Source organism: Rhizobium freirei PRF 81 (assembly GCF_000359745.1).
Classification (GTDB): domain Bacteria; phylum Pseudomonadota; class Alphaproteobacteria; order Rhizobiales; family Rhizobiaceae; genus Rhizobium; species Rhizobium freirei.
Window position 1 is genome coordinate 1 of the sequence record NZ_AQHN01000061.1, and the last position, 24,588, is coordinate 24,588.

Sequence of the window (24,588 nt, forward strand, 5' to 3'; positions counted from 1 at the left end):
CGAAGCCGGCCACTCCATTCGAGTGGCCGATTCGATGACAATAATATGATGCAAGCGGCAGTAGCCGCTTGCTTATGACATGGAAATGTTGCAAATGGCGCGCGAGCGCGATTTGCACTCTGCTTCGGCTAACGAAGCAGCCAATGAAATTAACAATAAGGTGGGCCCAAAGGCCTAAAGAGTGGATGGGGATGCCGCAGCCGGCGTCCCTCTCGATCTTTGAAACCGGTGGTCCGCCTTAGGAAAAAGAACAATCCGTGCCCTTTTTGAGCGGCACGCGAGATAACAAAACACAAGGATAACGTCGAATGAACGGCCAAAATATCCGCATTCGCCTGAAGGCGTTCGATCACCGGATTCTCGATGCTTCCACGCGCGAGATCGTGTCGACGGCGAAGCGCACCGGTGCTAGCGTCCGGGGCCCCGTTCCGCTTCCGACCCGTATCGAGAAGTTCACGGTAAACCGGTCCCCGCACATCGACAAGAAGAGCCGCGAGCAGTTCGAGATGCGCACGCATAAGCGCCTCCTCGACATCGTTGACCCGACCCCGCAGACGGTAGACGCGCTGATGAAGCTCGATCTCGCCGCCGGTGTCGATGTTGAGATCAAGCTCTGAGACCTAGGTTCTCGAGCTGAGTGAGAAGGATTGAACCGATGCGTTCAGGTGTGATTGCACAGAAGGTGGGAATGACCCGCGTCTATAACGACGCCGGCGAGCATGTCCCGGTAACCGTATTGCGTTTGGATGGCTGCCAGGTCGTAGCCCAGCGCACAGTTGAAAAGAATGGCTACACCGCAGTTCAGCTGGGTGCCGGCCAGGCTAAAGTTAAGAACACGACGAAGGCCCTGCGCGGTCATTTCGCTGTCGCAAGCGTTGAGCCGAAGGCCAAGCTCGTTGAATTCCGTGTTACGGACGACAACCTGCTTGAAGTCGGCACCGAGCTTAAGGCTGCTCACTTCACGGCGGGCCAGCTCGTCGACGTGACGGGCACGACGATCGGTAAGGGCTTTGCCGGCGCTATGAAGCGTCACGGCTTCGGCGGTCTGCGCGCCACGCACGGTGTGTCGGTTTCGCACCGCTCGCACGGTTCGACCGGCTCGCGCCAGGATCCGGGCAAGGTGTTCAAGAACAAGAAGATGGCTGGTCACATGGGCCAGACGCGCGTGACGACGCAGAACCTCGAAGTGGTATCGACCGATGAAGATCGCGGTCTGATCCTCGTCAAGGGCGCGGTTCCCGGCTCCAAGGGTGCCTGGATCATCGTGCGCGATGCCGTCAAGTCGGCAGCGAAGTAAGGGAGCCAAACCAATGGAATTGAACGTCAAGACCCTTGAGGGCAAAGACGCTGGGAAGGTTTCCCTTTCTGACGCGATTTTCGGCCTGGAGCCGCGTGAAGACATTCTCGCCCGCGTCATTCGCTGGCAGCTTGCCAAGAAGCAGCAGGGCACGCATCAGGCAAAGGGCCGCGCCGACGTTTGGCGCACCGGTGCCAAGATGTACAAGCAGAAGGGTACGGGCCGCGCTCGTCACCATTCGGCTCGCGCTCCGCAGTTCCGCGGCGGTGGTAAGGCTCACGGCCCGGTTGCCCGCAGCCACGAGCATGATCTGCCGAAGAAGGTTCGCGCCCTCGGCCTGCGTCACGCTCTGTCTGCCAAGCTGAAGTCCGAAGACGTTATCGTCATCGACAGCCTGATTGCAGCCGACGCTAAGACCAAGGCTCTGGCCAGCACTTTCGAGACGCTCGGCCTGACCAACGCGTTGTTCATCGGCGGTGCCGAACTCGACAACAACTTCAAGCTCGCAGCCCAGAACATCCCGAACATCGATGTTCTGCCGGTTCAGGGCATCAACGTTTACGACATCCTGCGCCGTGGCAAGCTCGTCCTGTCCAAGGCCGCAGTTGAAGCTCTAGAGGAGCGATTCAAGTGACGGATCTTCGCCATTACGATGTGATCGTTTCTCCTGCGATCACCGAAAAGTCCACTCTGCTTTCGGACAACAACCAGGTTGTTTTCAACGTTGCCAAGACCGCGACGAAGCCTGAAATCAAGGCTGCCGTCGAAGCGCTGTTCGGCGTCAAGGTTACGGCCGTCAACACCCTGCTGCGCCTGGGCAAGACCAAGCGGTTCAAAGGTCTCGTCGGCAAGCAGAAGGACGTGAAGAAGGCTATCGTGACGCTCGCCGAAGGCCAGTCGATCGACGTCTCCACCGGTCTCTGAGGAATAAGAAAATGGCATTGAAAACATTCAATCCGACGACCCCGAGCCAGCGTCAGCTGGTCATCGTCGATCGCTCCTCGCTCTACAAGGGCAAGCCGGTCAAGACGCTGACGGAAGGCCTGACCTCCAAGGGCGGCCGCAACAACACCGGCCGCATCACCGTGCGTTTCCAGGGTGGCGGTCACAAGCGCAGCTACCGTCTGGTAGACTTCAAGCGTCGCAAGTTCGACGTCGAAGCATCGGTCGAGCGCATCGAATACGATCCGAACCGTACCGCTTACATCGCTCTGGTGAAGTACACGGACGGCGAGCTGGCCTACATCCTCGCTCCGCAGCGCCTCGCTGCCGGCGACAAGGTCATCGCTTCGGAAAAGGCCGTGGACGTGAAGCCGGGCAACACCATGCCACTTCAGTTCATCCCGGTCGGCTCGATCATCCACAACGTGGAAATGAAGCCGGGCAAGGGCGGTCAGATCGCTCGTTCGGCTGGCTCCTACGCCCAGCTCGTCGGTCGTGACCAGGGCATGGCGATCCTTCGCCTGAACTCCGGCGAACAGCGCCTCGTGCATGGCAGTTGCCTCGCAACGATCGGTGCGGTTTCCAACCCGGATCATGCCAACATCAACGACGGTAAGGCTGGTCGTTCGCGTTGGCGTGGCAAGAAGCCGCATAACCGCGGCGTCGTCATGAACCCGGTCGACCATCCGCACGGCGGTGGTGAAGGCCGCACCTCCGGTGGTCGCCATCCGGTGACCCCATGGGGCAAGCCGACCAAGGGCAAGCGTACGCGGTCGAACAAGTCGACCGACAAGATGATCATGCGCTCGCGCCATCAGCGCAAGAAGTAAGAGAGGAAGTCTCAAGTGGCTCGTTCAGTATGGAAAGGTCCGTTTGTTGACGGCTATCTTCTCAAGAAAGCTGAGAAGGTGCGCGAAGGCGGACGTAGCGAAGTAATCAAGATGTGGAGCCGTCGCTCCACCATCATGCCGCAGTTCGTTGGTCTCACCTTTGGTGTTTACAACGGCAGCAAGCATATTCCGGTCAGCGTCAATGAAGACATGGTCGGACACAAGTTCGGCGAGTTCGCCCCGACCCGTACCTATTATGGTCACGGTGCGGACAAGAAGGCGAAGAGGAAGTAACAATGGGCAAGGCAAAAACCGAACGCCGGCTGAAGGACAATGAAGCGCAGGCAGTTGCGCGCACGCTCCGTGTCAGCCCGCAGAAGCTCAACCTGGTCGCGGCTTCGATCCGCGGCAAGAAGGTTGATCGCGCGCTCGCAGAGCTGGAATTCTCGCGCAAGCGCATCGCTGGCGCCGTGAAGAAGACGCTCGAATCCGCGATCGCCAACGCAGAAAACAACCACGATCTCGACGTTGACTCGCTGGTCGTCGCTGAAGCTTACGTCGGCAAGTCGATCGTCATGAAGCGTTTCCACGCTCGTGGCCGCGGTCGTGCGTCTCGCATCGAGCGTCCGTTCGCGCATCTGACGATCGTCGTTCGTGAAGTTGAAGCTCAAGGGGAGGCCGCATAATGGGTCAGAAAATCAATCCAATCGGTTTTCGTCTTGGCATCAACCGTACCTGGGATAGCCGCTGGTTTGCGGACAATGCCGAGTATGGTCAGCTTCTTCACGAAGACCTGAAGATGCGCAAGTTCGTCATGAACGAACTGAAGCAGGCTGGTATCTCCAAGGTGGTCATCGAGCGTCCGCACAAGAAGTGCCGCGTCACGATCCACTCGGCTCGTCCGGGCCTGATCATCGGCAAGAAGGGCGCTGACATCGACAAGCTCCGCAAGAAGCTGTCGGACATGACGAATTCCGAAACGCACCTCAACATCGTTGAAGTTCGCAAGCCGGAAATCGACGCGACGCTGGTTGCCCAGTCGATCGCTCAGCAGCTCGAGCGCCGTGTCGCTTTCCGCCGCGCCATGAAGCGCGCCGTTCAGTCCGCGATGCGTCTTGGCGCCGAAGGCATCAAGATCACCTGCGCCGGCCGTCTCGGCGGCGCGGAAATCGCTCGTACGGAATGGTACCGCGAAGGTCGCGTGCCGCTGCATACGCTGCGCGCCGACATCGACTACGGTACAGCTGAAGCAGAAACCGCTTTCGGCATCTGCGGCATCAAGGTTTGGATCTTCAAGGGCGAAATCCTTGAGCACGATCCGATGGCCTCCGAACGCCGTGCGCTTGAGGGTGACGCCCAGGGTCCGGCTAGCCGCGATCGCGATAGAGACCGTCGCCGCGACAACGCTTGATAGCGTACGTGGCAGATAAGTTCGGAGAATAAGAAAATGTTGCAGCCAAAGCGTACGAAGTACCGCAAGCAATTCAAGGGCCGCATCAAGGGCGTTGCCAAGGGTGGTTCTGATCTGGCGTTCGGCGAATTCGGCCTGAAGTCGCAGGAGCCTAACCGCGTTAACGCTCGTGAGATCGAAGCGGCTCGCCGCGCGATCACGCGTTATATGAAGCGCGCCGGCCGTGTATGGATCCGCGTGTTCCCGGATGTTCCGGTAACCGCAAAGCCGACCGAAGTCCGCATGGGTAAAGGTAAGGGCTCCGTCGAATACTGGGCATGCAAGGTCAAGCCCGGCCGCATGATGTTCGAGATCGATGGTGTGAGCGAAGAAATCGCTCGTGAGGCTCTGCGCCTCGGCGCTGCCAAGCTCTCGGTCAAGACGCGCTTCGTACAGCGCATTGCAGAGTAAGGAAGAAGCTCATGAAAGCCGCAGATGTTCGCGCCCTGAGCGCCGACCAACTCAAGGACGAGCTTGCCAAGCTGAAGAAGGAGCAGTTCAACCTGCGCTTTCAGAAGGCGACCGGCCAGCTTGAAAAGTCCTCGCGCATCAACGAAGTCCGCAAGGACATCGCTCGCATAAAAACCATTGCCCGCCAGAAGGCGGCAGAAGCAAAGGCCTAAAGGAAAAATAACATGCCGAAGCGCATTCTGCAGGGCGTCGTGGTCAGCGACAAGAACGAGAAGACTGTAGTAGTTCGCGTAGAGCGTCGATTCGCTCACCCGCTGCTCCAGAAGACTGTTCGTCGTTCCAAGAAGTACAAGGCTCACGACGAGAACAATCAGTACAAGGTCGGCGACGTCGTTTCCATCGAGGAATGCGCGCCGATTTCCAAGGACAAGACCTGGACGGTCGTTTCCGCCCAGTCCAAGTAGCAGAATTTCGCTCAGGCCCTTGCGCTTGGGCGAAATATCTGTATGAAGCACGAGCTTGGAAGCAGGACGCTCGAGTACGGGCGTTCTTTTGCTTTATTGATGACTGGCAATGGCGATCCCGAGGGATCCCCGGATGCCGCGAAATCAGACAAGAGACTAGTTCATAAGCCGGGGTAGGGGGTCGGCTGACCCAACCATTCCGGTAACAACAAGAAGGCGACCTGACATGATTCAGATGCAAACAAACCTCGACGTGGCGGATAATTCCGGCGCACGTCGTGTCATGTGCATCAAGGTGCTGGGCGGCTCGAAGCGCAAGTATGCCTCGATCGGCGACGTTATCGTCGTCTCGATCAAGGAAGCTATTCCGCGCGGCCGTGTGAAGAAGGGTGACGTGATGAAGGCGGTTGTCGTTCGTACCGCCAAGGACATCCGTCGTCCGGATGGCAGCGTCATCCGCTTCGATACCAACGCAGCAGTCCTCATCGACAACAAGAAAGAGCCGATCGGCACCCGTATCTTCGGACCGGTTCCGCGCGAACTTCGCGCCAAGAACCACATGAAGATCATCTCGCTGGCTCCAGAAGTACTGTAAGGAGCGGAGCGATGCAGAAGATCCGTAAAGGCGACAAGGTCGTCGTATTGACCGGTAAGGACAAGGGCCGCACCGGAGAAGTTGTTCAAGTGCTGCCGAAGGAAGACCGTGCGGTCGTTCGTGGCGTCAACGTCGTAAAGCGCCATCAGCGCCAGACGCAGAGCCAGGAAGCCGGCATCATCAGCAAGGAAGCCCCGCTTCACCTGTCCAACATTGCGATCGTCGACAAGGACGGCAAGCCGACCCGCGTCGGTTTCAAGGTTGTGGATGGCAAGAAGGTCCGTGTGGCCAAGACCTCTGGAGAAGTGATCGATGGCTGAGGCAAAGTACGAGCCGCGGCTCAAGAAGGAATACGTCGCTCGCATCCGCGCGGCCATGCAGGAGAAGTTCTCCTACGCTAACGAGATGCAGATCCCGAAGCTGGACAAGATCGTGATCAACATGGGCGTCGGCGAAGCAACGGCTGATTCGAAGAAGCCGACTGTTGCTGCTGCCGATCTCGCAGCGATCGCCGGCCAGAAGCCGGTCATCACGCGCGCACGCAACTCCATCGCTGGCTTCAAGGTCCGCGAAAACATGCCGATCGGCGCAAAGGTCACCCTGCGCGGCGCCCGCATGTACGAGTTCCTGGATCGCCTGGTCAACATCGCGCTTCCGCGCGTTCGCGACTTCCGCGGCCTGAACCCGAAGAGCTTTGACGGTCGTGGCAATTTTGCCATGGGCATCAAGGAGCACATTGTGTTCCCTGAGATCAACTACGACAAGGTTGATCAGATGTGGGGCATGGACATCATCGTTTGCACGACGGCCACGACCGACGACGAAGCACGGGCTCTTCTGAAAGAGTTCAACTTCCCGTTCCGTCAATAACCGTAACGACGAGCGTAGAAAAGGAACCCTGATATGGCGAAGACAAGCGCAGTTGAAAAGAACAAGCGCCGCCGCAATACGGTTGCCAACCAGGCCGCGAAGCGGGCTGCTCTCAAGGCAATCATCATGAACCAGTCTCTCTCGATCGAAGACCGGTTCAAGGCCACTCTGAAGCTGGCATCGCTCCCGCGCGATGGATCGAAGACCCGTATTCGCAACCGTTGCGAAGTGTCTGGCCGTCCGCGCGCGTACTACCGCAAACTGCGTATGTCGCGTATCGCGCTGCGCGAACTCGGCAACCTCGGCAAGGTGCCGGGCATCGTCAAGTCGAGCTGGTAAGGAGCAGATTAGATGTCTATGACTGATCCTTTGGGCGATATGCTCACCCGCATCCGCAATGGCGCTTCGCGCCGCAAGTCGTCGGTTTCGACGCCTGCGTCCAAGCTCCGTGCACGCGTTCTCGATGTGCTCCAGGCTGAAGGCTACATCCGTGGCTATTCCGTCGTCGATTTCGGCAACGGCAAGTCTGAGCTCAACATCGAGCTGAAGTACTACGAAGGCTCGTCGGTGATCCGTGAGATCGGCCGCGTGTCCAAGCCGGGCCGCCGGGTTTATGTCTCGGTCAAGTCCATTCCGCAGGTCGCGAACGGTCTCGGCATCACCATCCTTTCGACTCCGAAGGGCGTGATGGCTGATCACCAGGCTCGTGAACAGAATGTTGGTGGCGAGGTTCTCTGCTCGGTCTTCTAAGATCGAACAGGGATCTCCTTCGAAACAGACAGGTTTGAAAAATGTCTCGTATCGGTAAGAAGCCCGTTCAGGTACCTGCAGGGATCACGGCCACGGTTGATGGCCAAAAAGTGACTGCCAAGGGCCCCAAGGGCGAGCTGTTTTTCGTCGCTAACGACGAAATCGGTCTCAAGCTGGAAAACAATGCAATCGTCGTAACGCCGCTTAACGACACCAAGGGCGCTCGCGCAAAGTGGGGCATGTCCCGCACGATGATCGAGAACATCCTGAAGGGTGTTAAGGACGGCTACGAGCGCAAGCTCGAAATCAACGGCGTCGGCTATCGTGCGTCCATGCAGGGCAAGAACCTGCAGCTGGCGCTCGGCTTCAGCCACGACGTGGTTTATGAGCCGCCGCAGGGCATCACGATCGCTGTGCCGAAGCCGACGGAAATCGTCGTCACCGGCATCAACAAGCAGCAGGTCGGCCAGGTTGCAGCTGAAATCCGCGAATACCGCGGTCCTGAGCCCTACAAGGGCAAGGGTGTTAAGTATGCCGAAGAGCGGATCATCCGCAAAGAAGGCAAGAAGAAGTAAGGATCACGCGAAATGGCTAGCAGGAAAGAAGCACTTGCGCGTCGCGCCAACCGCGTGCGCCGTCAAATCAAGTCGGTGGCCAATGGCCGTCCGCGCCTGTCGGTTCATCGCTCGTCGAAGAACATCTACGCCCAGGTCATCGATGACGTGGCTGGCAAGACCCTCGCGGCTGCCTCCACTCTCGACAAGGATCTGCGCGGTTCTCTGAAGACCGGTGCCGATACCGCCGCTGCAGCTCTGGTTGGCAAGCTCGTTGCTGAGCGCGCCTCCAAGGCAGGCGTGAAGGAAGTCGTGTTTGATCGCGGCGCCTTCATCTATCACGGCCGCATCAAGGCTCTCGCCGAAGCGGCTCGCGAAGGCGGCCTGACCTTCTGATCAAGTTTCCGGCCGGTAGCCGATACGCGCCGGCCGGATTTCACCGGACCGCAAATCTCCCTTCGGAGGTTGATGCGGTCTTCGTTTTGTTTGCCCGTTGCACCCGGAAAAGAAAAAGGAAGAGGACAATGGCACAGGAAAAGAGGGCTCCGCGGGAAGACCGCCAGAGCCGTGAAGAGCGCGATAGCGAATTCGTCGACAAGCTGGTCGCGATCAACCGCGTCGCCAAGGTTGTGAAGGGTGGCCGCCGTTTCGGTTTCGCCGCTCTCGTCGTCGTTGGCGACCAGAAGGGCCGCGTTGGCTTCGGTCACGGCAAGGCACGCGAAGTGCCGGAAGCGATCCGCAAGGCAACCGAAAGCGCCAAGCGCGACATGATCTTCGTACCGCTGCGCGACGGCCGTACGCTGCATCACGACGTCCATGGCCGCCATGGCGCCGGCAAGGTTCTGCTGCGCTCCGCTAAGGTCGGTACCGGTATCATCGCCGGCGGCCCGATGCGCGCCGTTTTCGAAACGCTCGGCGTTCATGACGTCGTCGCCAAGTCGACCGGTTCGTCGAACCCGTACAACATGGTTCGCGCCACGTTCGACGCCCTGAAGCACCAGGTTCACCCGAAGGACATCGCAGCTCAGCGTGGCATCAAGTATGCTACCCTGCAGGCTCGTCGCGCCGCTTCGGGCAACGCCTCCGAAGAATAAGGGAGTTTGACCTATGGCCAAGACGACCAAGAAGGCTGAAGCTAAGGCGACCGTTACGGTCGAGCAGGTTGGCAGCCCGATCCGCCGTCCGGATGTTCAGCAGAAGACGCTGATCGGTCTCGGACTGAACAAGATGCACCGTCGCCGCACGCTGGAAGATACTCCGGCTGTTCGTGGCATGATCCGTGCTGTCCAGCATCTCGTTCGCATCGTCGACGAGAAGTGAGCCGGAGGTAATTCGCTATGAAACTGAATGAGATCAAGGATAACGAAGGCTCGACCCACAGCCGCAAGCGCCTCGGCCGCGGCATCGGCTCCGGCTCCGGTAAGACCGGTGGCCGTGGTGTGAAGGGTCAGAAGTCCCGTTCGGGTGTTGCGATCAACGGCTTCGAAGGTGGTCAGATGCCCATCTATCGTCGCCTGCCGAAGCGCGGCTTCACCAACATCTTCGCGGCTGACTACGTTGTCGTATCGCTGGAGCGCATCCAGGCTGCCGTCGATGCCGGCAAGCTCGATGCCAAGAACACGATCGATGCTGCTGCCCTCAAGGCTGCGGGCGTGATTCGCCGCGTCAAGGACGGCGTTCGCGTTCTTTCCGACGGCGAACTGAAGGCAAAGGTTGCGCTTGAAGTTGCAGGCGCATCCAAGTCGGCTGTTGAAAAGATCGAAAAGGCCGGCGGCTCCGTCAAGCTGCTCGCTTCTGTCGCAGAATAATATGATCAATAATCGCCCGAGGTGCTTCACTTCGGGCGATTTTGCTCCCATATGTGAGCCTCACGAACCTGGAAGATGCGGCAGTGTCCTTCCGGTTGATAACGGGAACCAAGGGTGAGGCGTCCGATTGCACCGCAATCCGTCCGAAGCCCGGCTTTTGAACAATTTATTTACTGATTCCGGACCCGGCCGATTATGCCGGAATTGGTAATGCGGAGATTTGCATGGCTTCTGCAGCGGAACAATTGGCGTCCAATCTCAATTTTTCGACCTTTGCCAAGGCCGAGGATCTCAAGAAGCGCCTGTGGTTTACGCTCGGCGCTCTCCTCGTTTACCGGCTCGGCACCCACATTCCGCTTCCAGGTCTGAATCCTGCCGCTTACGCCCAGGCTTTCCACAACCAGTCGGGCGGCATTCTCGGCCTCTTCAACATGTTCTCGGGCGGCGCTGTACAGCGCATGGCGATCTTCGCGCTCGGTATCATGCCTTATATTTCGGCCTCGATTATCGTTCAGCTGATGACGTCGGTCGTGCCGTCGCTCGAAAACCTGAAGAAGGAAGGCGAGCAGGGCCGTAAGATCATCAACCAGTACACCCGCTACGGCACGGTGCTGCTCGGCGCATTGCAGGCCTATGGTATCGCGATCGGCCTTGAGCATGGCAATGGCGTCGTCGTCGATCCGGGCTGGTTCTTCCGCATCTCTACCGTCATAACGCTGCTCGGCGGCACGATGTTCCTGATGTGGCTCGGCGAGCAGGTGACCTCGCGCGGTATCGGCAACGGTATTTCGCTGATCATCTTCGCCGGTATTGCCGCCGGTCTCCCGACCGCTCTTGCCGGCACGCTCGAACTCGGCCGAACCGGCGCGCTTTCGACGGGCCTCATTCTCGCCGTTCTCGTCGTCGCCGTTCTGGTCATCGCGCTGATCGTTTTCGTGGAGCGCGCGCAGCGTCGTCTGCTGATCCAGTATCCGAAGCGCCAGGTTGGCACGCGCATGTTCCAGGGCGACACCTCGCACCTGCCGCTGAAGCTCAACACTTCTGGCGTCATTCCGGCAATCTTTGCATCCTCGCTGCTCCTGCTGCCGGCAACCGCCGCCGGCCTCGGCAACAACACGGCGCTTCCGACCTGGGTCACGTCGATCGTTGCCGCACTCGGCCACGGACAGCCCATCTACATGGTGCTTTACGGCGCCCTGATCGCCTTCTTCGCCTTCTTCTACACGGCGCTGGTCTTCAACCCGAAGGACACGGCCGACAATCTGAAGAAGCATGGCGGCTTCATTCCGGGCATCCGTCCGGGTGAGCGCACCGCCGAATATATCGATTATGTGCTGACCCGCATTACGGTCATCGGCGCGATCTATCTTGTCTTCGTCTGCATCCTGCCCGAAATTCTCGTGTCCCAGACCGGTATTCCCTTGTCTCTGGGTGGTACTTCGCTTCTGATCGTGGTTAGCGTAACGCTGGATACGGTGGCGCAGATTCAGGGTCACCTGATCGCACAGCAATATGAAGGCCTGATCAAGAAATCGAAGTTGCGTGGAGGAAAGAGGGGGCGATGAGACTCATACTTTTAGGGCCACCGGGTGCAGGTAAGGGGACCCAGGCCCAGCGTATCGTGGACAAGTACGGCATTCCGCAGCTTTCCACAGGCGATATGCTGCGAGCCGCGGTAAGCGCGGGGACGGAAGTCGGCAAGCGCGCCAAGGCCGTCATGGATGCAGGCAAGCTCGTCTCCGACGAGATCGTCAATGCCATCGTCTCGGAGCGTATCGATCAGCCGGATTGTGCCAGCGGGTTCATCCTCGACGGCTTCCCGCGTACCTTGGTACAGGCAGATGCCACCGAGCAGATGCTCAAGGCGAAGGGGCTGGAGCTTTCCGTCGTCATCGAGCTGAAGGTCGACGATGCGGAACTGATTCGCCGCGTGTCCGGCCGTTATTCCTGCTCGAACTGCGGCAGCGTCTATCACGACACTGACAAGGTTCCGGCAACGGCGGGTGTCTGCGACAAATGCGGCTCGACGCACTTTAAGCGCCGGCCGGATGACAATGCCGAGACGATGGCGACGCGCCTCCAGGTCTACTACAAGGAGACCTCGCCGCTGATCGGTTACTACTACGCCAAGGGCAAGTTGCAGAGCATCGACGGCATGGCCGATATCGAGCATGTGACCGATAGCATCGAGGCTATCCTGGCTAAGCTTTAAGTGGCTTAAAATAAACTGGCTGGAGCGGTTGCTTTTTTGCACTGATTCCGCTAAACACCGCGCCAACTCGCGACATGCCATGCGATCGGCGCGGATTTCCAACGGGAAGTCCGAGCACGGTCGTTTTGACATGTGGCGGATACACATCGAACAAGCAGCTCCCGGGCTGCATAACAAGACCCTTTGCCAAGGCAAAAGGAATGCAAGGAGAACAGGCGTGGCTCGTATCGCTGGCGTCAACATCCCGACTGCAAAGCGCGTAGTTATTGCGCTTCGTTACATTCACGGGATCGGACCGAAGTTTGCACAGGAAATCTGCGAGAAGGTCGGTATCCCGGCCGAGCGTCGCGTCAACCAGTTGACGGATGCTGAAGTTCTGCAGATCCGCGAAACCATCGACCGTGACTATCAGGTCGAAGGTGATCTGCGTCGCGAAACCGCGATGAACATCAAGCGTCTGATGGACCTGGGTTCCTACCGCGGCCTGCGTCATCGTCGCGGCCTGCCGGTTCGTGGCCAGCGTACGCATACCAATGCTCGTACCCGCAAGGGCCCGGCAAAGGCGATCGCTGGTAAGAAGAAGTAATTTCCGGGAAACCGGAGGTGGGAGGCTGGCGGTCCGCCGGCCTCTTTTGAGTTTGAAGCGGTGCTCAATGAGTGTCGCTTCGGTGTAGCCGCTGGCATTACGGCGGTGCAGAGATCCAAGAAAGGACTAACATGGCCAAGGAAGCCGTACGCGTTCGTCGTCGCGAGCGTAAAAATATCACGTCGGGCGTCGCACACGTCAACTCGACCTTCAACAACACGATGATCACCATCACCGACGCACAGGGCAACGCCATTGCCTGGTCGTCCGCTGGTGCCAAGGGCTTCAAGGGTTCGCGCAAGTCGACGCCGTTCGCTGCCCAGATCGCTGCCGAAGACTGCGCCAAGAAGGCTCAGGAACACGGCATGAAGTCGCTGGAAGTTGAAGTTTGCGGTCCGGGCTCCGGTCGTGAATCCGCTCTGCGCGCGCTCCAGGCTGCTGGTTTCATGATCACGTCGATCCGCGACGTGACCCCGATCCCGCACAATGGTTGCCGCCCGCGCAAGAAGCGTCGCGTCTGATCATCGCCACTCACGACACCGGCCGGGGTAGATGCGCCCGGCTTGGTGTTACTCAAGCTCGGTTGTCACGATTGGATGGTGGCAACGAACGGAAGGCAAAAATATGATTCAGAAAAACTGGCAGGAACTGATCAAGCCCAACAAGGTCGAGTTCACCTCGAGCGGCCGTACCAAGGCAACGCTCGTGGCCGAACCGCTGGAGCGTGGCTTCGGTCTTACCCTCGGCAACGCGCTGCGCCGCGTTCTGCTGTCTTCTCTGCGCGGCGCCGCTGTAACGGCCGTGCAGATCGACGGCGTGCTGCATGAGTTCTCCTCTATCCCGGGCGTCCGGGAAGACGTGACGGACATCGTGCTGAACATCAAGGAAATCGCCATCAAGATGGACGGCGATGACAGCAAGCGCATGGTCGTGCGCAAGCAGGGCCCAGGCGTTGTAACGGCTGGCGACATTCAGACGGTCGGCGATATCGAAATCCTCAACCCCGAGCATGTCATCTGCACGCTCGACGAGGGTGCCGAAATCCGCATGGAATTCACCGTCAACAACGGCAAGGGCTATGTCCCGGCCGAGCGTAATCGTGCGGAAGATGCTCCGATCGGTCTTATCCCGGTCGACAGCCTCTATTCGCCGGTCAAGAAGGTGTCCTACAAGGTAGAAAATACCCGTGAAGGACAGGTTCTCGACTACGACAAGCTGAGCATGTCGATCGAAACCGACGGTTCGATCAGCGGTGAAGATGCAGTCGCTTTCGCGGCCCGCATTCTTCAGGATCAGCTTGGCGTGTTCGTCAACTTCGACGAGCCGCAGAAGGAAACCGAAGAGGAAGCAGTTACCGAACTCGCTTTCAACCCGGCGCTCCTCAAGAAGGTGGACGAGCTCGAACTGTCCGTTCGTTCGGCAAACTGCCTGAAGAACGACAACATCGTCTACATCGGCGACCTCATTCAGAAGACCGAAGCAGAAATGCTCCGCACGCCGAATTTTGGTCGCAAGTCGCTGAACGAAATCAAGGAAGTTCTCGCTTCCATGGGCCTGCACCTCGGCATGGAAGTGCCGGCATGGCCGCCCGAGAACATCGAAGATCTCGCCAAGCGCTACGAAGACCAATACTAACCAACAAACTGCAGGCGACGGATGCCTGCAAGTGAAGGAGAATAGCCATGCGCCACGGTAAAGCCGGCCGCAAGCTGAATAGAACCGCTAGCCACCGTAAGGCGATGTTCGCCAACATGGCGGCTTCGCTCATTACCCATGAGCAGATCGTAACCACGCTCCCGAAGGCGAAGGAAATTCGTCCGATCGTCGAGAAGCTGGTGACCCTCGGCAAGCGCGGCGACCTGCACGCTCGTCGTCAGGCCATCTCGCAGATCCGCGATGCAGCCGTCGTTTCGAAGCTGTTCGACGCGATCGCAACGCGCTACGCCACCCGCAACGGCGGCTACCTGCGCATCATGAAGGCCGGCTTCCGCCAGGGCGACAATGCCGCTCTCGCAGTCGTCGAATTCGTTGATCGCGATGTATCTGCCAAGGGCGCAGCCGACAAGGCTCGCGTCGCCGCTGAAGAGGAAGCTGCAGCCGCTTAAGGCCAGCTTCCGATCAGAAATTGAAGGCCGGATGAGCGATCATCCGGCCTTTTGTCATTTACGGCCGGTAGACTCGTTGTTTTGTTCCAGCAGCTTATTCCGGGACGTGAATATATCGTTTGATATGCTTCAGGTTAGCGACGATCGTGAACGTCATGATGACCAGAAGGCACCAGGAACTCCATTTGCCGATATGAACCATCGACCAGGCGCCGAGTTGGTTGGGATACTTCCAGACCCCGAGAAAGGTGCTGATGTTCTCGGCCAGCCAGATGAAGAAGCCGATCAGGACAAACGATAGAAGCAACGGCATGCGCCGATCGCGGTCGTAGGGCCGGAAGACGACCGTCGAGCGGGCATAGAGGCCCAAGAGGCAAGCTGCGATATACCAGCGATAGTCGCCTATATAGTGGTGCGCGAAAAAGTTTGCGTAGATTACGATCGCCAAAGCAGCCGCCATCCAATAGGGCGGGTGATGTTTGATGCGAAGATCAAAGAGGCGCCAAGCCTGGATGATATAGCTGCCGACGGCGGCATACATGAAGCCGGAAAACAACGGCACACCGAACAGTTTCGTGTAGGCAGGGTCAGGATATGCCCAGGATTGAATGCTGCCCGACGTCTTGAAGACTTCGAGCGCAAAGCCGATGACGTGAAAAAGGCAGACGGCCTTTAGCTCGTCGAAGCTTTCCAGCTTTGCCCAGATCATCCAGATCTGGATGCCCAGGGCGATGATCAGCAGCACATCATAGCGCGGAATGTGAAGAAGCCCGGCGCGCGGTACAGCGAAGACCGCGAGAAAGAACAATCCTGCAAAGAGACAGGCACGAGCCTCCTTCAAACCGAAAAAGGTGAACTCGATTGCGAATCGGCGAAAGCCGGCGAGGTCGGAATGACGCGGATCCGGGCCGAAATAGCTGTCCAGGAGCGGCTGGCCTTCCTCCACTGAAACGACTTTGGCCATGCAATGCTTCCCCCCGCGACATTGGCGATTTCCAATTCAAGTGATGATACGAGGAGCATGGCAAAATTGCAGCTTAGCCTTGCATTGTCCGGGATGTTTGCTTGTTCGAATCGCGCGAACGATATTGCTTGTCGTGTGCGCTGGCAGGACATGACGAATTGGAAGCTCTAGATCGATATCCAAAGAGAAGGCTTCGTCTGTTTTCGGCCTTCCTGCTGACTGTAGCCTGCGGGCTTGCGCTGCGGCGATTTGGATATGCGGCCGATCTTCCCTTCGCGGTGGTCAAATATGGCGGTTCGATACTATGGAGCGCGATGGTCTACTGGCTTTTCGCCGCCATATTCATCGGCATTCGAGACCTGCGGATCGCTTCCCTTACGTGTACCGTCGCTGTGGCCGTCGAGCTTTTCAGGCTGTGGCACACGCCGGCGCTGGACACGTTTCGGCTGACGACCGCCGGAGCATTGTTGTTGGGGAGGGTGTTCTCACTCTGGAACATCGTAGCCTATGCCATAGGGATAGCGGCCGCTCTGCTGCTCGATCGCGTCCTCTTGGCGACGAAGTTCTCACGCTGATATTTCCGTTTCGTTCAGGCGGTACGGGCCGATCATCGAAGATGATGGTCATTTTACGCATGGCTGCATTTCCCATTTCAGATATCACTTTGTATCATAATAATTTGAATACTAATTAGTTTGGTGCTAATGGAATTATATGAACTCGCTAAACGCCCTGCAACGCACATTCACCGCCAATCTGCTCACGACAGGCCGCCAGTGGCGCCGGGTTGTCGATCTCGCACTGAGCTCCTATGGCATATCGGAAGCCGCGGCTGCGCCGCTGCTTTGGATCGGCCGGTTGGGAGGCGGCGTGCGGCAGGTGGTTCTCGCCACCTATGTCGGCATCGAAGGGCCGTCTCTGGTCCGGCTGCTTGATCAGCTCGAAAACATGGATCTGGTCATCCGCAAGGATGACCCGACGGATCGGCGTGCGAAGGGCCTGTGGCTGACGCCGGAGGGCGAGGCGCTGGCCGCCCGCATGGAAGATGCCCTCGACGAGCTGCGCGGAAACATCCTCGCCAATGTGGCCCCGGCCGATCTCGAAGCTGCCGTCCGCGTCCTGAAGGCCTTCGAGGAATTCGAGACCTGGAAGGCGGTCGCTGCGGAGCAGGAGCCGGAGAAGGTCCTATGAGCTTTCCCTCCTGGCGCGACTGGCTGTTTTCGGTCAAAGCCTTCCTTGCCGCGATTATGGCGCTGTTTATCGCGCTGTCGCTGGACCTGCCGCGTCCTTATTGGGCGATGGCTGCCGTCTACGTGGTTGCGAATCCGCTTGCCGGGGCGACCAGCTCCAAGGGGCTCTATCGCGCGCTCGGCACGCTTATCGGCGCCACCGCATCGGTGATCCTCGTGCCGCTCTTCGTCAATGCGCCGGAATTGCTCTCTGTGGTCGTCGCGCTCTGGACCGGCACCTTGCTGTTCATCTCGATGCTCGACCGCACCTCGCGCAGCTATGTCTTCATGCTCGCCGGCTATTCACTGCCGCTGATCGCGTTGCCGACCGTCGGTGCGCCGGAAACCGTATTCGATGTCGCGCTTTCCCGTTCCGAAGAGATCATAATCGGTATTGTCTGCGCGAGCATTGTCAGCGCCATCGTCTTTCCGAGCAGCGTCGGCACCACGCTCGGCCAGCGCATCGGTTCCTGGCTCGACGATGCCGGCACCTGGGCCGATGAAATCCTGCGCGGCGAGGGCGCTTCCCCGGCCACTCCCTTGAAACGGCAGAAGCTGGCTTCCGACGTGACGGGTCTCGACCTCGTCATCAGCCAGCTCAAATATGATGCCGGCAGCCGTGATATCGTCAGGCATTCCCGCGAGCTGCGCGGCCGTCTCTTAATGCTGCTGCCGCTCTTCTCGTCTCTCGCCGATCGTCTGCATGCGCTGAAGGCCGGTGAAAAGCCGTTGCCGCAGGAACTGGCCGCAGTCCTGAACGATGTTGCCGATTGGTTGGGGCAGGGCGGTCGCGGCAAGGCTGACGATACCGCCAATACCCTGTCGAAAAAGATCGAGGAATTGCAGCAGAACGACATCGATCTCGGTTGGGACGATCTTGTCCGGTCGAGTGCGTTGGATCGCCTGAAAGAGATCGTCGATCTCTGGCAGGATTGCCTGACGCTGCGCGACCAGATCGTCTCCGGCCAGCAAGTCGGCACATGGCGCCCCGCTTTCCGTCACCGCAATGTCGTTGGTCATATCAGGCATTATGACTATGCGCTGTTGGCCTTCTCGGCCAGCGCAGTTGTCGTCGGCATCGCCGTTGCCTGCTTCTTCTGGATCTATTCCGGATGGCAGGATGGCGCCGGCTTCGTCACCATGGCCGCCGTCGCCTGCTCGTTTTTCGCAGCACTTGATCGGCCCGCACCCTTCATCACCTCGATGTTCGTCTGGTGCGCAGTGAGCCTCGTTATCGCCAGCGTCTATATCTTCGGCATATTGCCGTCGATCTCCGGCTTCGAGATGCTGGTGCTGGTCTTCGCACCGCCCTTCCTCGTCATGGGCCTGTTGATCCCGCGACCGCAGACCAATATGCTCGCCATGCTGCTGGCGGTGAACGGTGCGACCTTCATCGCGCTGCAGGATCGTTATACCGCTGATTTCGGCGCTTTCGCCAATAGTGCGGTCGCAGCACTGGCCGGCGTCGGCTTCGCTCTGGTCTGGACCCTGCTGACGCGTCCGTTCGGCGCCGAACTTGCCGCCTGGCGGCTGGTGCGGGCCGGCTGGACCGATCTTGCCGACACCGCCGCCGGTATTCGCCGCGCCGATCATGAGCGCCTGTCCGGCCGCATCCTCGATCGCCTGGGCCAGCTCGTGCCGCGCCTCGCAAGCATCGAGGACCGCGAGCTGAAGAAAGTCGACGGCTATGCCGACGTCCGCCTCGGCTTCAACGTTCTGATGCTGCAGAAGGAGCGTGGCCAGTTGAAATCAGCGGCTGCAGCGTCGGTAAGCGAAGTCCTGATCGGCGTGTCGTATTTCTATCGCTCTCGGCTGAAGGCCAAGAGCGCCATCGACCCGTCCGACGAACTACGTGTCTCGATCGACCGCAGCCTGGAGGCGGTGGCGCAGGAAAAGCGGCATGCAGGCCGGGCAAGCCTCGATGCTCTCGTTGGCCTTCGCCGCGCGCTTTTCCCTCATGCCGAGCCGCCGGCGAGCTGGCGACCGCCCGTATCGGATACCACTCAACCACTTCCCATTGCCGCCGAGTAATATCATGCCCGCAGAATTCGATCTTTATGGCGTCTACATTCCACGCCTTCTCGTCCTCATGCTCGTGGCGCTGTTTGCCGTCATCATCGTTCGGCGCCTGCTCGCATGGATCGGAGCCTACACTCTTGTCTGGCATCGCGGTCTTTTCGATCTCGCGCTTTATGTCCTGCTGCTCGGCGCCGTCTCCTCTGTCTCTCGTTGGTACTTTACATGAACGCGTTTAAACTCGTCGGCCGTGTCGCCGTCACTCTCATCTTCGTCGTTGCTGCCATCTATGTCGGCCGCCAGCTATGGGGCCACTATATGGATGAGCCCTGGACGCGCGATGCGCGCTTGAGGGCCGATGTCGTCGGCATCGCGCCCGATGTTTCCGGCCTCGTCAGCGACGTGCTCGTCAAGGACAACCAGACCCTCAAGAAAGGCGATGTCCTCTTCCGTGTCGATCGTGATCGCTTCGCCATCGCGCTCGAGCAGGCGGATGCGGCACTTGCAAGCAGCAAGGCGGCTCTCGAGCAGGCCCGTCGCGAAAACGACCGGCAAGGCCGTCTCGGCGATGCTGCCTCCATGCAGAAGAAGGAACAGGCGCAGACGGCCGAGGAGCAGGCGGACGCCTCTCTTCGCCAGGCGACCGCCAATCGCGAACTTGCCCAGCTGAACCTCGATCGCTCTGAGGTCCGCGCCACCGTCAACGGCACGATCTCGAACCTCAGCCTGCGTCCGGGCGATTACGTCGCCGCCGGCACCGCCAAGGTGGCGCTGATCGACACCGACTCCCTGCGCGTCGAGGGCTATTTCGAGGAAACCAAGCTGCCGCGCATCCATGTCGGCGATGAGGTTGCCATTCACCTCATGGGCCAGGCCGAGAAGCTGACCGGTCATGTCGAAAGTATCGCTTACGGCATCGAGGATCGCGAGCGGACCTCCGGCAGCCTGCTTGCCAACATCACGCCGACATTCAGCTGGGTGCGCCTCGCGCAGCGCGTACCGGTGCGCATCGCGCTCGACAAGGTGCCTGACGGCACGAAGCTGATTGCCGGCCTGACGGTAACAGCCGAGGTGCAGGAGAAGGGCCAGCCGAAAATCGCCAGCGCGGCTGACTGACCCGAAAGTTTGCAAAGATCGGGGCGGCCGCCGTCAGGCCGCTCTGGAGTTGGAAGCCATAGCCGGCCTGCGCGCCGCCCGCCGTCTCTCCATCATGATCGGCCTGTAGGATCGGTAGAGGATCATGGCGATCAGCAGGCCGATATAGATGAACTGCTCAAGCGACAGCACCTTGGTCGAGAGGGCAAAGTGCAGGGCGCCGCAGGCGGCGATGATATAGACCAGGCGATGCAGCCAGATCCATTTCTTGCCGAGGCGCTTGATTGAGAAATTGTTCGAGGTCACGGCAAGCGCCAGCAGCATGACGAGCCCGGCCATGCCGAACATGATGAAGGGCCGCTTCAGCACGTCGTCGACTACGGCCCGCACGTCCAGCGCCTGGTCGAGAACCATGTAGACGGTCAGATGCATCAGCACGTAGTAGAAGCAGAGCAGACCGAGCGCACGGCGATAACGCAGATAGTTCCAGCCGAAGAGATCGCGAAGCGGTGTGACCGCAAGCGTCAGCAGCAGGAAGCGGATCGCCCATAATCCAAGAAAAAGCTCGAAGGTCTTGACCGCATCGGCGCCGAGCTGATCCGTCGCGCCGAGATAGAATTCCCAGGCCGCCGGTAAAAGTCCGACGGCGTAAAGCGCCCAGACGGAGGTGGATTGCCAGCGCTTGGGGAGAGCGAAGGAAAGAGCCATCAGAAATTCACCCTGAGGTCCATGCCGCTATAGAGGCTGGCGACCTGATCGGCATAGCCGTTGAAGGGGAGCGTCGGGTGACGGTTGGAGCCGAAGAAGCCGCCTTCGCCGATGCGCCGCTCGGTTGCCTGGCTCCAGCGCGGATGATCGACGGCCGGATTGACGTTGGCATAGAAGCCGTATTCCTGGCTGTTCGTTGCCTGCCAGGTATTGATCGGCTGCTTGTCGGTGAGCGTGATCCGCACGATCGACTTGATTCCCTTGAAACCATATTTCCAGGGTACGACGAGGCGGATCGGCGCACCGTTCTGGTTTGGCAGGGTCTCGCCATAGAGGCCGACGGCAAGTAGCGTCAGCGGGTTGCGTGCCTCATCCAGACGCAGGCCTTCGACATAAGGCCAGTCGAGCGATTGCAGCAGGCCGGATTGCCCCGGCATTTCCTCCGGCCGCACCACAGTCTCGAAAGCCACGAATTTGGCGCTGCCCTGCGGCTCTACCTTGTCGAGCAGGGCCGACAGCTGGAAGCCGTCCCAGGGAATGACCATCGACCAGGCTTCGACGCAGCGCATGCGATAGACGCGCTCTTCCGGCGGAAATTCCTTGATCAGCGCATCGATGTCGAAGGTGCCGGGCTTGTTGACCATGCCGTCGACCTTGATGGTCCAGGGCCGCGGCTTGAACTTGCCGGAGAGATTGGCCGGATCGGCCTTGTCGAGGCCGAATTCGTAGAAGTTGTTGTAGGTGGTGACGTCCTTGATCGGCGTCAGCTTCTCGTTGACAGTATAATTGCTCTTGGTCGCCGTCAGCGCCTCGGCCAGCGCGGCCTTGCCTGCGAGGCTCGCCATGCCGACACCGGCGGCTGCAGCCGTCAGGAATTGGCGGCGCTTGAGATAGATCGAGCGGGGCGTGATCTCGGAAGATGCGATTTTAGGCGGTCGGTAGGAGGCCATGGAAAAATTCCTCTATGCGGTAGCAGCTTCGATATCAGCGATACGCAACGGACACTGGTTTTGTTACACTTTTAGGCAGGCATTTCTTTGGAAGTGAAAGCAACTTTTTGTGTGTGCTTGTGATCCGGCCGTCGCACTCCCAATTCCGGCCTTATAGCACGATTGCCAGGCTACACCGCTTGCCCCGCAGCGTACCGGATTCGCTTGAGTTGATAGTGACAGTATTGCACGATTGGATTAGGACAATTCCAAAAAGCGGAGTTGCCGGCGTCCCCTTCGGCCCGAAACCTTTGGCCCCTGCCGACGCCGTACAAATTCCAGGATGACGAGGAAGACACCATGCCAGCTTATCGTTCCAGAACCACGACCCACGGCCGCAACATGGCCGGCGCACGCGGCCTTTGGCGTGCGACGGGTATGAAGGACAGCGATTTCGGCAAGCCCATTATTGCGGTGGTCAATTCTTTCACCCAGTTCGTGCCGGGTCACGTTCACCTCAAGGATCTCGGCCAGCTCGTTGCCCGCGAAATCGAGGCTGCCGGCGGCGTCGCCAAGGAGTTCAACACCATCGCCGTCGACGACGGTATCGCCATGGGCCATGACGGCATGCTCTATTCGCTGCCGTCGCGCGAACTGATCGCCGATAGCGTCGAATACATGGTCAATGCCCATTGCGCCGACGCCATGGTCTGCATCTCCAACTGCGACAAGATCACCCCCGGCATGCTGATGGCGTCGCTGCGCCTGAACATCCCGACGATCTTCGTATCCGGCGGACCGATGGAAGCAGGCAAGGTCGTGCTGCATGGCAAGAAGGTTGCCCTCGACCTTGTCGACGCCATGGTTGCCGCTGCCGACGACAAGATCAGCGATGAAGACGTTCAGGTCATCGAGCGCTCCGCCTGTCCGACCTGCGGTTCCTGCTCGGGCATGTTCACGGCCAATTCGATGAACTGCCTGACCGAGGCGCTCGGCCTGTCGCTACCGGGCAATGGCTCGACGCTTGCAACCCATTCGGACCGCAAGGAACTCTTCCTTGAAGCGGGTCGCCGGGTCGTCGCTTTGGCAAAGCGCTATTATGAGCAGGACGATGTGACGGCTCTGCCGCGAACGATCGCCAGCAAGGGTGCGTTCGAGAATGCCATGGCGCTCGATATCGCCATGGGCGGCTCGACCAATACCGTGCTGCATATTCTCGCGGCAGCGCATGAGGGTGAAGTCGATTTCACCATGGATGACATCGATCGCCTGTCTCGGCGCGTTCCCTGCCTTTCCAAAGTGGCGCCGGCCAAGGCCGACGTTCACATGGAGGACGTGCATCGCGCCGGCGGCATCATGGCGATCCTCGGTGAGCTGAACCGTGCCGGACTATTGAATGCCGATCTGCCGACCGTGCACGCCCCGACGCTGGGCGAAGCGCTGGCGCAATGGGATATTGCCGTTACCGACAACAAGGCGGCTCTTGAACTCTTCAGCGCCGCCCCCGGCGGTGTTCCGACACAGATTGCCTTCAGCCAGAGCGCACGGTGGGAAGAGCTTGATCTTGATCGTGAAAAGGGCGTTATCCGCGATGCCCAGCATCCCTTCTCCAAGGATGGCGGTCTTGCCGTCTTGAAGGGTAATCTGGCGCTCGACGGCTGCATCGTGAAGACGGCCGGCGTCGATGAATCGATCCTGAAGTTCTCCGGCCCGGCCAAGGTCTTCGAAAGCCAGGACGCCGCCGTCAAGGGCATCCTCAGCAACGAGGTCAAGGCCGGCGACGTCGTCGTCATCCGCTACGAAGGCCCGAAGGGCGGCCCCGGCATGCAGGAAATGCTCTATCCGACGAGCTATCTGAAGTCGAAGGGCCTCGGCAAGGCTTGCGCGCTCATCACCGACGGCCGCTTCTCCGGCGGCACTTCGGGCCTGTCGATCGGCCACGCGTCGCCCGAGGCTGCTAATGGTGGCACGATCGGTCTGGTGCGCGAAGGCGACATGATCGACATCGACATTCCGAACCGCACCATCAGCCTGCGCGTCGATGAGGCGGAACTTGCCGCCCGTCGCGAAGCCCAGAACGCCAAGGGCTGGCATCCGGCCGAACCGCGCAAGCGCAACGTCACCACCGCGTTGAAGGCCTATGCCGCTTTCGCGACGAGTGCTGATCGCGGCGCCGTTCGTGATCTCGGCGGAAAATAACTAAGCCCCTTCGCCCCGCGAAGCGGGGAGAAGGTGGACCTGAGCGGCTGAGCGCAGCTCGGCCGTGAGAGGACGGATGAGGGGCTTTTTCGAGCTTTATCGCAACGGCAGAGCTTGCCTGTTCCTGCGGTAGCCCCTCACCCTAACCCTCTCCCCGCCTGCGGGGAGAGGGGATATCTCCGGTGAAGTCTCCAAGCCATCGCAGGAGACACGATCCTAAAGCGGCCGATTGATCTGCTTATAGGCCTCGTTGAGCTCCTTCAGGCGCTCCTGATACGAAGATGTAAGGCAAGTGACATCCGCTCCACACGCCTGGCGCTTCTTCAGCCATTCGGTCTGATGATCCTGCATCTCGCCGCGCGCGCCCATGGCAAGAAGGCCGGAGAGCAGGTCGAAGGTCGTCACCATCTTCACGTCGGCATCGTTGAGCGCCCTGACGTCGCATATCGTCTTTTCGTCCGGCTTCAGGTTCTGCGCCTCGCAATCGAAGCTGGCCGCGTGGGAGGCGCCGGCCATGCCGAAGAGGGTGAAGAAGACGGCGGTGGCAAGATGGTTCAATCGCATATCTGGCTCC

At 59.5% G+C, this 24,588-nt stretch carries 37 protein-coding genes; 33 read left to right on the forward strand and 4 right to left on the reverse strand.

Features of this window, described 5'->3' with window-relative positions; translation table 11 throughout:
* Positions 1–308 precede the first annotated feature (308 nt).
* The 27 genes from rpsJ to rplQ all read left to right on the forward strand — a co-directional run bounded on the left by rpsJ (position 309) and on the right by rplQ (position 14,874).
* Positions 309–617, forward strand: a complete 309-nt coding sequence (gene rpsJ / locus RHSP_RS14555; RefSeq protein WP_003547547.1) for a 30S ribosomal protein S10 — start codon at positions 309–311, stop codon at positions 615–617.
* Between the two features lie 38 nt (positions 618–655).
* On the forward strand, positions 656–1,297 hold the full coding sequence (gene rplC, locus RHSP_RS14560; RefSeq protein WP_004118384.1) for a 50S ribosomal protein L3: 642 nt from the start codon (positions 656–658) through the stop codon (positions 1,295–1,297).
* 13 nt (positions 1,298–1,310) lie between these two features.
* Positions 1,311–1,931 (forward strand): 50S ribosomal protein L4, encoded by a 621-nt coding sequence (gene rplD / locus RHSP_RS14565; RefSeq protein WP_004118386.1) that lies wholly within the window; start codon positions 1,311–1,313, stop codon positions 1,929–1,931.
* Complete coding sequence (locus RHSP_RS14570) at positions 1,928–2,221, forward strand: 50S ribosomal protein L23 (protein WP_007690755.1); 294 nt, start codon at positions 1,928–1,930, stop codon at positions 2,219–2,221. Before rplD ends, RHSP_RS14570 begins: the two co-directional genes overlap by 4 nt.
* A gap of 11 nt (positions 2,222–2,232) precedes the next feature.
* On the forward strand, positions 2,233–3,069 hold the full coding sequence (gene rplB / locus RHSP_RS14575) for a 50S ribosomal protein L2 (protein WP_037152071.1): 837 nt from the start codon (positions 2,233–2,235) through the stop codon (positions 3,067–3,069).
* Between the two features lie 15 nt (positions 3,070–3,084).
* Entirely contained in the window at positions 3,085–3,363 is a 279-nt protein-coding gene (rpsS, locus tag RHSP_RS14580) for a 30S ribosomal protein S19 (RefSeq protein WP_004118389.1), read from the forward strand.
* 2 nt (positions 3,364–3,365) lie between these two features.
* Entirely contained in the window at positions 3,366–3,755 is a 390-nt protein-coding gene (rplV, locus tag RHSP_RS14585) for a 50S ribosomal protein L22 (RefSeq protein ID WP_004118391.1), read from the forward strand.
* Positions 3,755–4,480 (forward strand): 30S ribosomal protein S3, encoded by a 726-nt coding sequence (rpsC, locus tag RHSP_RS14590; RefSeq protein WP_004118393.1) that lies wholly within the window; start codon positions 3,755–3,757, stop codon positions 4,478–4,480. Before rplV ends, rpsC begins: the two co-directional genes overlap by 1 nt.
* A 36-nt stretch (positions 4,481–4,516) precedes the next feature.
* On the forward strand, positions 4,517–4,930 hold the full coding sequence (gene rplP, locus RHSP_RS14595; RefSeq protein WP_004118395.1) for a 50S ribosomal protein L16: 414 nt from the start codon (positions 4,517–4,519) through the stop codon (positions 4,928–4,930).
* A gap of 11 nt (positions 4,931–4,941) precedes the next feature.
* Positions 4,942–5,142 carry a 50S ribosomal protein L29 gene (gene rpmC, locus RHSP_RS14600; RefSeq protein WP_004118398.1) on the forward strand — a complete coding sequence of 67 codons (201 nt, stop codon included), beginning with the start codon at positions 4,942–4,944 and terminating at the stop codon, positions 5,140–5,142.
* Positions 5,143–5,154: 12 nt separating this feature from the next.
* Positions 5,155–5,394 carry a 30S ribosomal protein S17 gene (gene rpsQ / locus RHSP_RS14605; protein WP_004118399.1) on the forward strand — a complete coding sequence of 80 codons (240 nt, stop codon included), beginning with the start codon at positions 5,155–5,157 and terminating at the stop codon, positions 5,392–5,394.
* A gap of 226 nt (positions 5,395–5,620) precedes the next feature.
* Positions 5,621–5,989: a 50S ribosomal protein L14 gene (rplN, locus tag RHSP_RS14610; RefSeq protein ID WP_003573790.1), complete on the forward strand. Its 369-nt coding sequence runs from the start codon at positions 5,621–5,623 to the stop codon at positions 5,987–5,989.
* 11 nt (positions 5,990–6,000) lie between these two features.
* Entirely contained in the window at positions 6,001–6,309 is a 309-nt protein-coding gene (gene rplX / locus RHSP_RS14615) for a 50S ribosomal protein L24 (RefSeq protein WP_004118401.1), read from the forward strand.
* On the forward strand, positions 6,302–6,859 hold the full coding sequence (gene rplE, locus RHSP_RS14620) for a 50S ribosomal protein L5 (RefSeq protein WP_004118404.1): 558 nt from the start codon (positions 6,302–6,304) through the stop codon (positions 6,857–6,859). The genes rplX and rplE overlap by 8 nt, the downstream gene beginning before the upstream one ends.
* A 33-nt stretch (positions 6,860–6,892) precedes the next feature.
* Positions 6,893–7,198, forward strand: coding sequence for a 30S ribosomal protein S14 (gene rpsN / locus RHSP_RS14625; RefSeq protein WP_004118406.1), 306 nt, complete (start codon positions 6,893–6,895; stop codon positions 7,196–7,198).
* Between the two features lie 12 nt (positions 7,199–7,210).
* On the forward strand, positions 7,211–7,609 hold the full coding sequence (gene rpsH / locus RHSP_RS14630; RefSeq protein ID WP_004118408.1) for a 30S ribosomal protein S8: 399 nt from the start codon (positions 7,211–7,213) through the stop codon (positions 7,607–7,609).
* Positions 7,610–7,650: 41 nt separating this feature from the next.
* Positions 7,651–8,184, forward strand: a complete 534-nt coding sequence (gene rplF / locus RHSP_RS14635; protein ID WP_004118410.1) for a 50S ribosomal protein L6 — start codon at positions 7,651–7,653, stop codon at positions 8,182–8,184.
* Between the two features lie 12 nt (positions 8,185–8,196).
* Entirely contained in the window at positions 8,197–8,559 is a 363-nt protein-coding gene (gene rplR, locus RHSP_RS14640) for a 50S ribosomal protein L18 (protein WP_004118412.1), read from the forward strand.
* Positions 8,560–8,687: 128 nt separating this feature from the next.
* Positions 8,688–9,257, forward strand: a complete 570-nt coding sequence (gene rpsE, locus RHSP_RS14645; protein ID WP_004118414.1) for a 30S ribosomal protein S5 — start codon at positions 8,688–8,690, stop codon at positions 9,255–9,257.
* A gap of 13 nt (positions 9,258–9,270) precedes the next feature.
* Complete coding sequence (gene rpmD / locus RHSP_RS14650; protein WP_004118415.1) at positions 9,271–9,483, forward strand: 50S ribosomal protein L30; 213 nt, start codon at positions 9,271–9,273, stop codon at positions 9,481–9,483.
* Positions 9,484–9,500: 17 nt separating this feature from the next.
* Positions 9,501–9,971, forward strand: a complete 471-nt coding sequence (gene rplO, locus RHSP_RS14655; RefSeq protein ID WP_004118417.1) for a 50S ribosomal protein L15 — start codon at positions 9,501–9,503, stop codon at positions 9,969–9,971.
* 224 nt (positions 9,972–10,195) lie between these two features.
* A complete protein-coding gene (secY, locus tag RHSP_RS14660) occupies positions 10,196–11,536 on the forward strand; it encodes a preprotein translocase subunit SecY (RefSeq protein ID WP_004118419.1) in 1,341 nt (446 codons plus the stop codon).
* Positions 11,533–12,183, forward strand: coding sequence for an adenylate kinase (locus tag RHSP_RS14665; RefSeq protein ID WP_004118422.1), 651 nt, complete (start codon positions 11,533–11,535; stop codon positions 12,181–12,183). Before secY ends, RHSP_RS14665 begins: the two co-directional genes overlap by 4 nt.
* A gap of 217 nt (positions 12,184–12,400) precedes the next feature.
* Complete coding sequence (rpsM, locus tag RHSP_RS14670) at positions 12,401–12,769, forward strand: 30S ribosomal protein S13 (RefSeq protein WP_004118424.1); 369 nt, start codon at positions 12,401–12,403, stop codon at positions 12,767–12,769.
* Positions 12,770–12,900: 131 nt separating this feature from the next.
* Entirely contained in the window at positions 12,901–13,290 is a 390-nt protein-coding gene (rpsK, locus tag RHSP_RS14675) for a 30S ribosomal protein S11 (protein WP_004118426.1), read from the forward strand.
* 103 nt (positions 13,291–13,393) lie between these two features.
* Positions 13,394–14,404, forward strand: coding sequence for a DNA-directed RNA polymerase subunit alpha (locus tag RHSP_RS14680; RefSeq protein WP_037152076.1), 1,011 nt, complete (start codon positions 13,394–13,396; stop codon positions 14,402–14,404).
* A 47-nt stretch (positions 14,405–14,451) separates the two neighbouring features.
* A complete protein-coding gene (gene rplQ / locus RHSP_RS14685) occupies positions 14,452–14,874 on the forward strand; it encodes a 50S ribosomal protein L17 (protein WP_004118433.1) in 423 nt (140 codons plus the stop codon).
* A gap of 94 nt (positions 14,875–14,968) precedes the next feature.
* Here the strand turns inward: rplQ and RHSP_RS14690 are convergent, their stop codons facing one another.
* On the reverse strand, positions 14,969–15,838 hold the full coding sequence (locus tag RHSP_RS14690) for a DUF817 domain-containing protein (RefSeq protein WP_004118435.1): 870 nt from the start codon (positions 15,836–15,838) through the stop codon (positions 14,969–14,971).
* A gap of 158 nt (positions 15,839–15,996) precedes the next feature.
* On the opposite strand from RHSP_RS14690, the gene RHSP_RS14695 reads away from it, so the two are divergent.
* The 5 genes from RHSP_RS14695 to RHSP_RS14715 all read left to right on the forward strand — a co-directional run bounded on the left by RHSP_RS14695 (position 15,997) and on the right by RHSP_RS14715 (position 20,199).
* Positions 15,997–16,413 carry a ribosomal maturation YjgA family protein gene (locus tag RHSP_RS14695; RefSeq protein ID WP_037152079.1) on the forward strand — a complete coding sequence of 139 codons (417 nt, stop codon included), beginning with the start codon at positions 15,997–15,999 and terminating at the stop codon, positions 16,411–16,413.
* Between the two features lie 139 nt (positions 16,414–16,552).
* Positions 16,553–17,029: a MarR family winged helix-turn-helix transcriptional regulator gene (locus RHSP_RS14700; RefSeq protein ID WP_004118438.1), complete on the forward strand. Its 477-nt coding sequence runs from the start codon at positions 16,553–16,555 to the stop codon at positions 17,027–17,029.
* The gene (locus RHSP_RS14705; protein ID WP_004118460.1) at positions 17,026–19,098 is read left to right on the forward strand and encodes an FUSC family protein; all 2,073 of its coding nucleotides are present in this window, start codon (positions 17,026–17,028) and stop codon (positions 19,096–19,098) included. Before RHSP_RS14700 ends, RHSP_RS14705 begins: the two co-directional genes overlap by 4 nt.
* A gap of 4 nt (positions 19,099–19,102) precedes the next feature.
* On the forward strand, positions 19,103–19,312 hold the full coding sequence (locus tag RHSP_RS14710; RefSeq protein ID WP_037152082.1) for a DUF1656 domain-containing protein: 210 nt from the start codon (positions 19,103–19,105) through the stop codon (positions 19,310–19,312).
* A complete protein-coding gene (locus RHSP_RS14715; protein WP_037152085.1) occupies positions 19,309–20,199 on the forward strand; it encodes an efflux RND transporter periplasmic adaptor subunit in 891 nt (296 codons plus the stop codon). Before RHSP_RS14710 ends, RHSP_RS14715 begins: the two co-directional genes overlap by 4 nt.
* A gap of 33 nt (positions 20,200–20,232) precedes the next feature.
* Here the strand turns inward: RHSP_RS14715 and msrQ are convergent, their stop codons facing one another.
* Complete coding sequence (gene msrQ / locus RHSP_RS14720; protein WP_086005362.1) at positions 20,233–20,889, reverse strand: protein-methionine-sulfoxide reductase heme-binding subunit MsrQ; 657 nt, start codon at positions 20,887–20,889, stop codon at positions 20,233–20,235.
* Entirely contained in the window at positions 20,886–21,836 is a 951-nt protein-coding gene (gene msrP / locus RHSP_RS14725; RefSeq protein ID WP_004118467.1) for a protein-methionine-sulfoxide reductase catalytic subunit MsrP, read from the reverse strand. Before msrP ends, msrQ begins: the two co-directional genes overlap by 4 nt.
* Positions 21,837–22,175: 339 nt before the next feature.
* Between msrP and ilvD the strand changes: the two genes are divergently transcribed.
* The gene (gene ilvD, locus RHSP_RS14730) at positions 22,176–24,014 is read left to right on the forward strand and encodes a dihydroxy-acid dehydratase (protein ID WP_037152088.1); all 1,839 of its coding nucleotides are present in this window, start codon (positions 22,176–22,178) and stop codon (positions 24,012–24,014) included.
* Positions 24,015–24,230: 216 nt separating this feature from the next.
* On the opposite strand, the gene RHSP_RS14735 is transcribed toward ilvD, so the two are convergent.
* Entirely contained in the window at positions 24,231–24,578 is a 348-nt protein-coding gene (locus tag RHSP_RS14735; protein ID WP_037152326.1) for a lysozyme inhibitor LprI family protein, read from the reverse strand.
* Between the last annotated feature and the right edge of the window lie 10 nt (positions 24,579–24,588).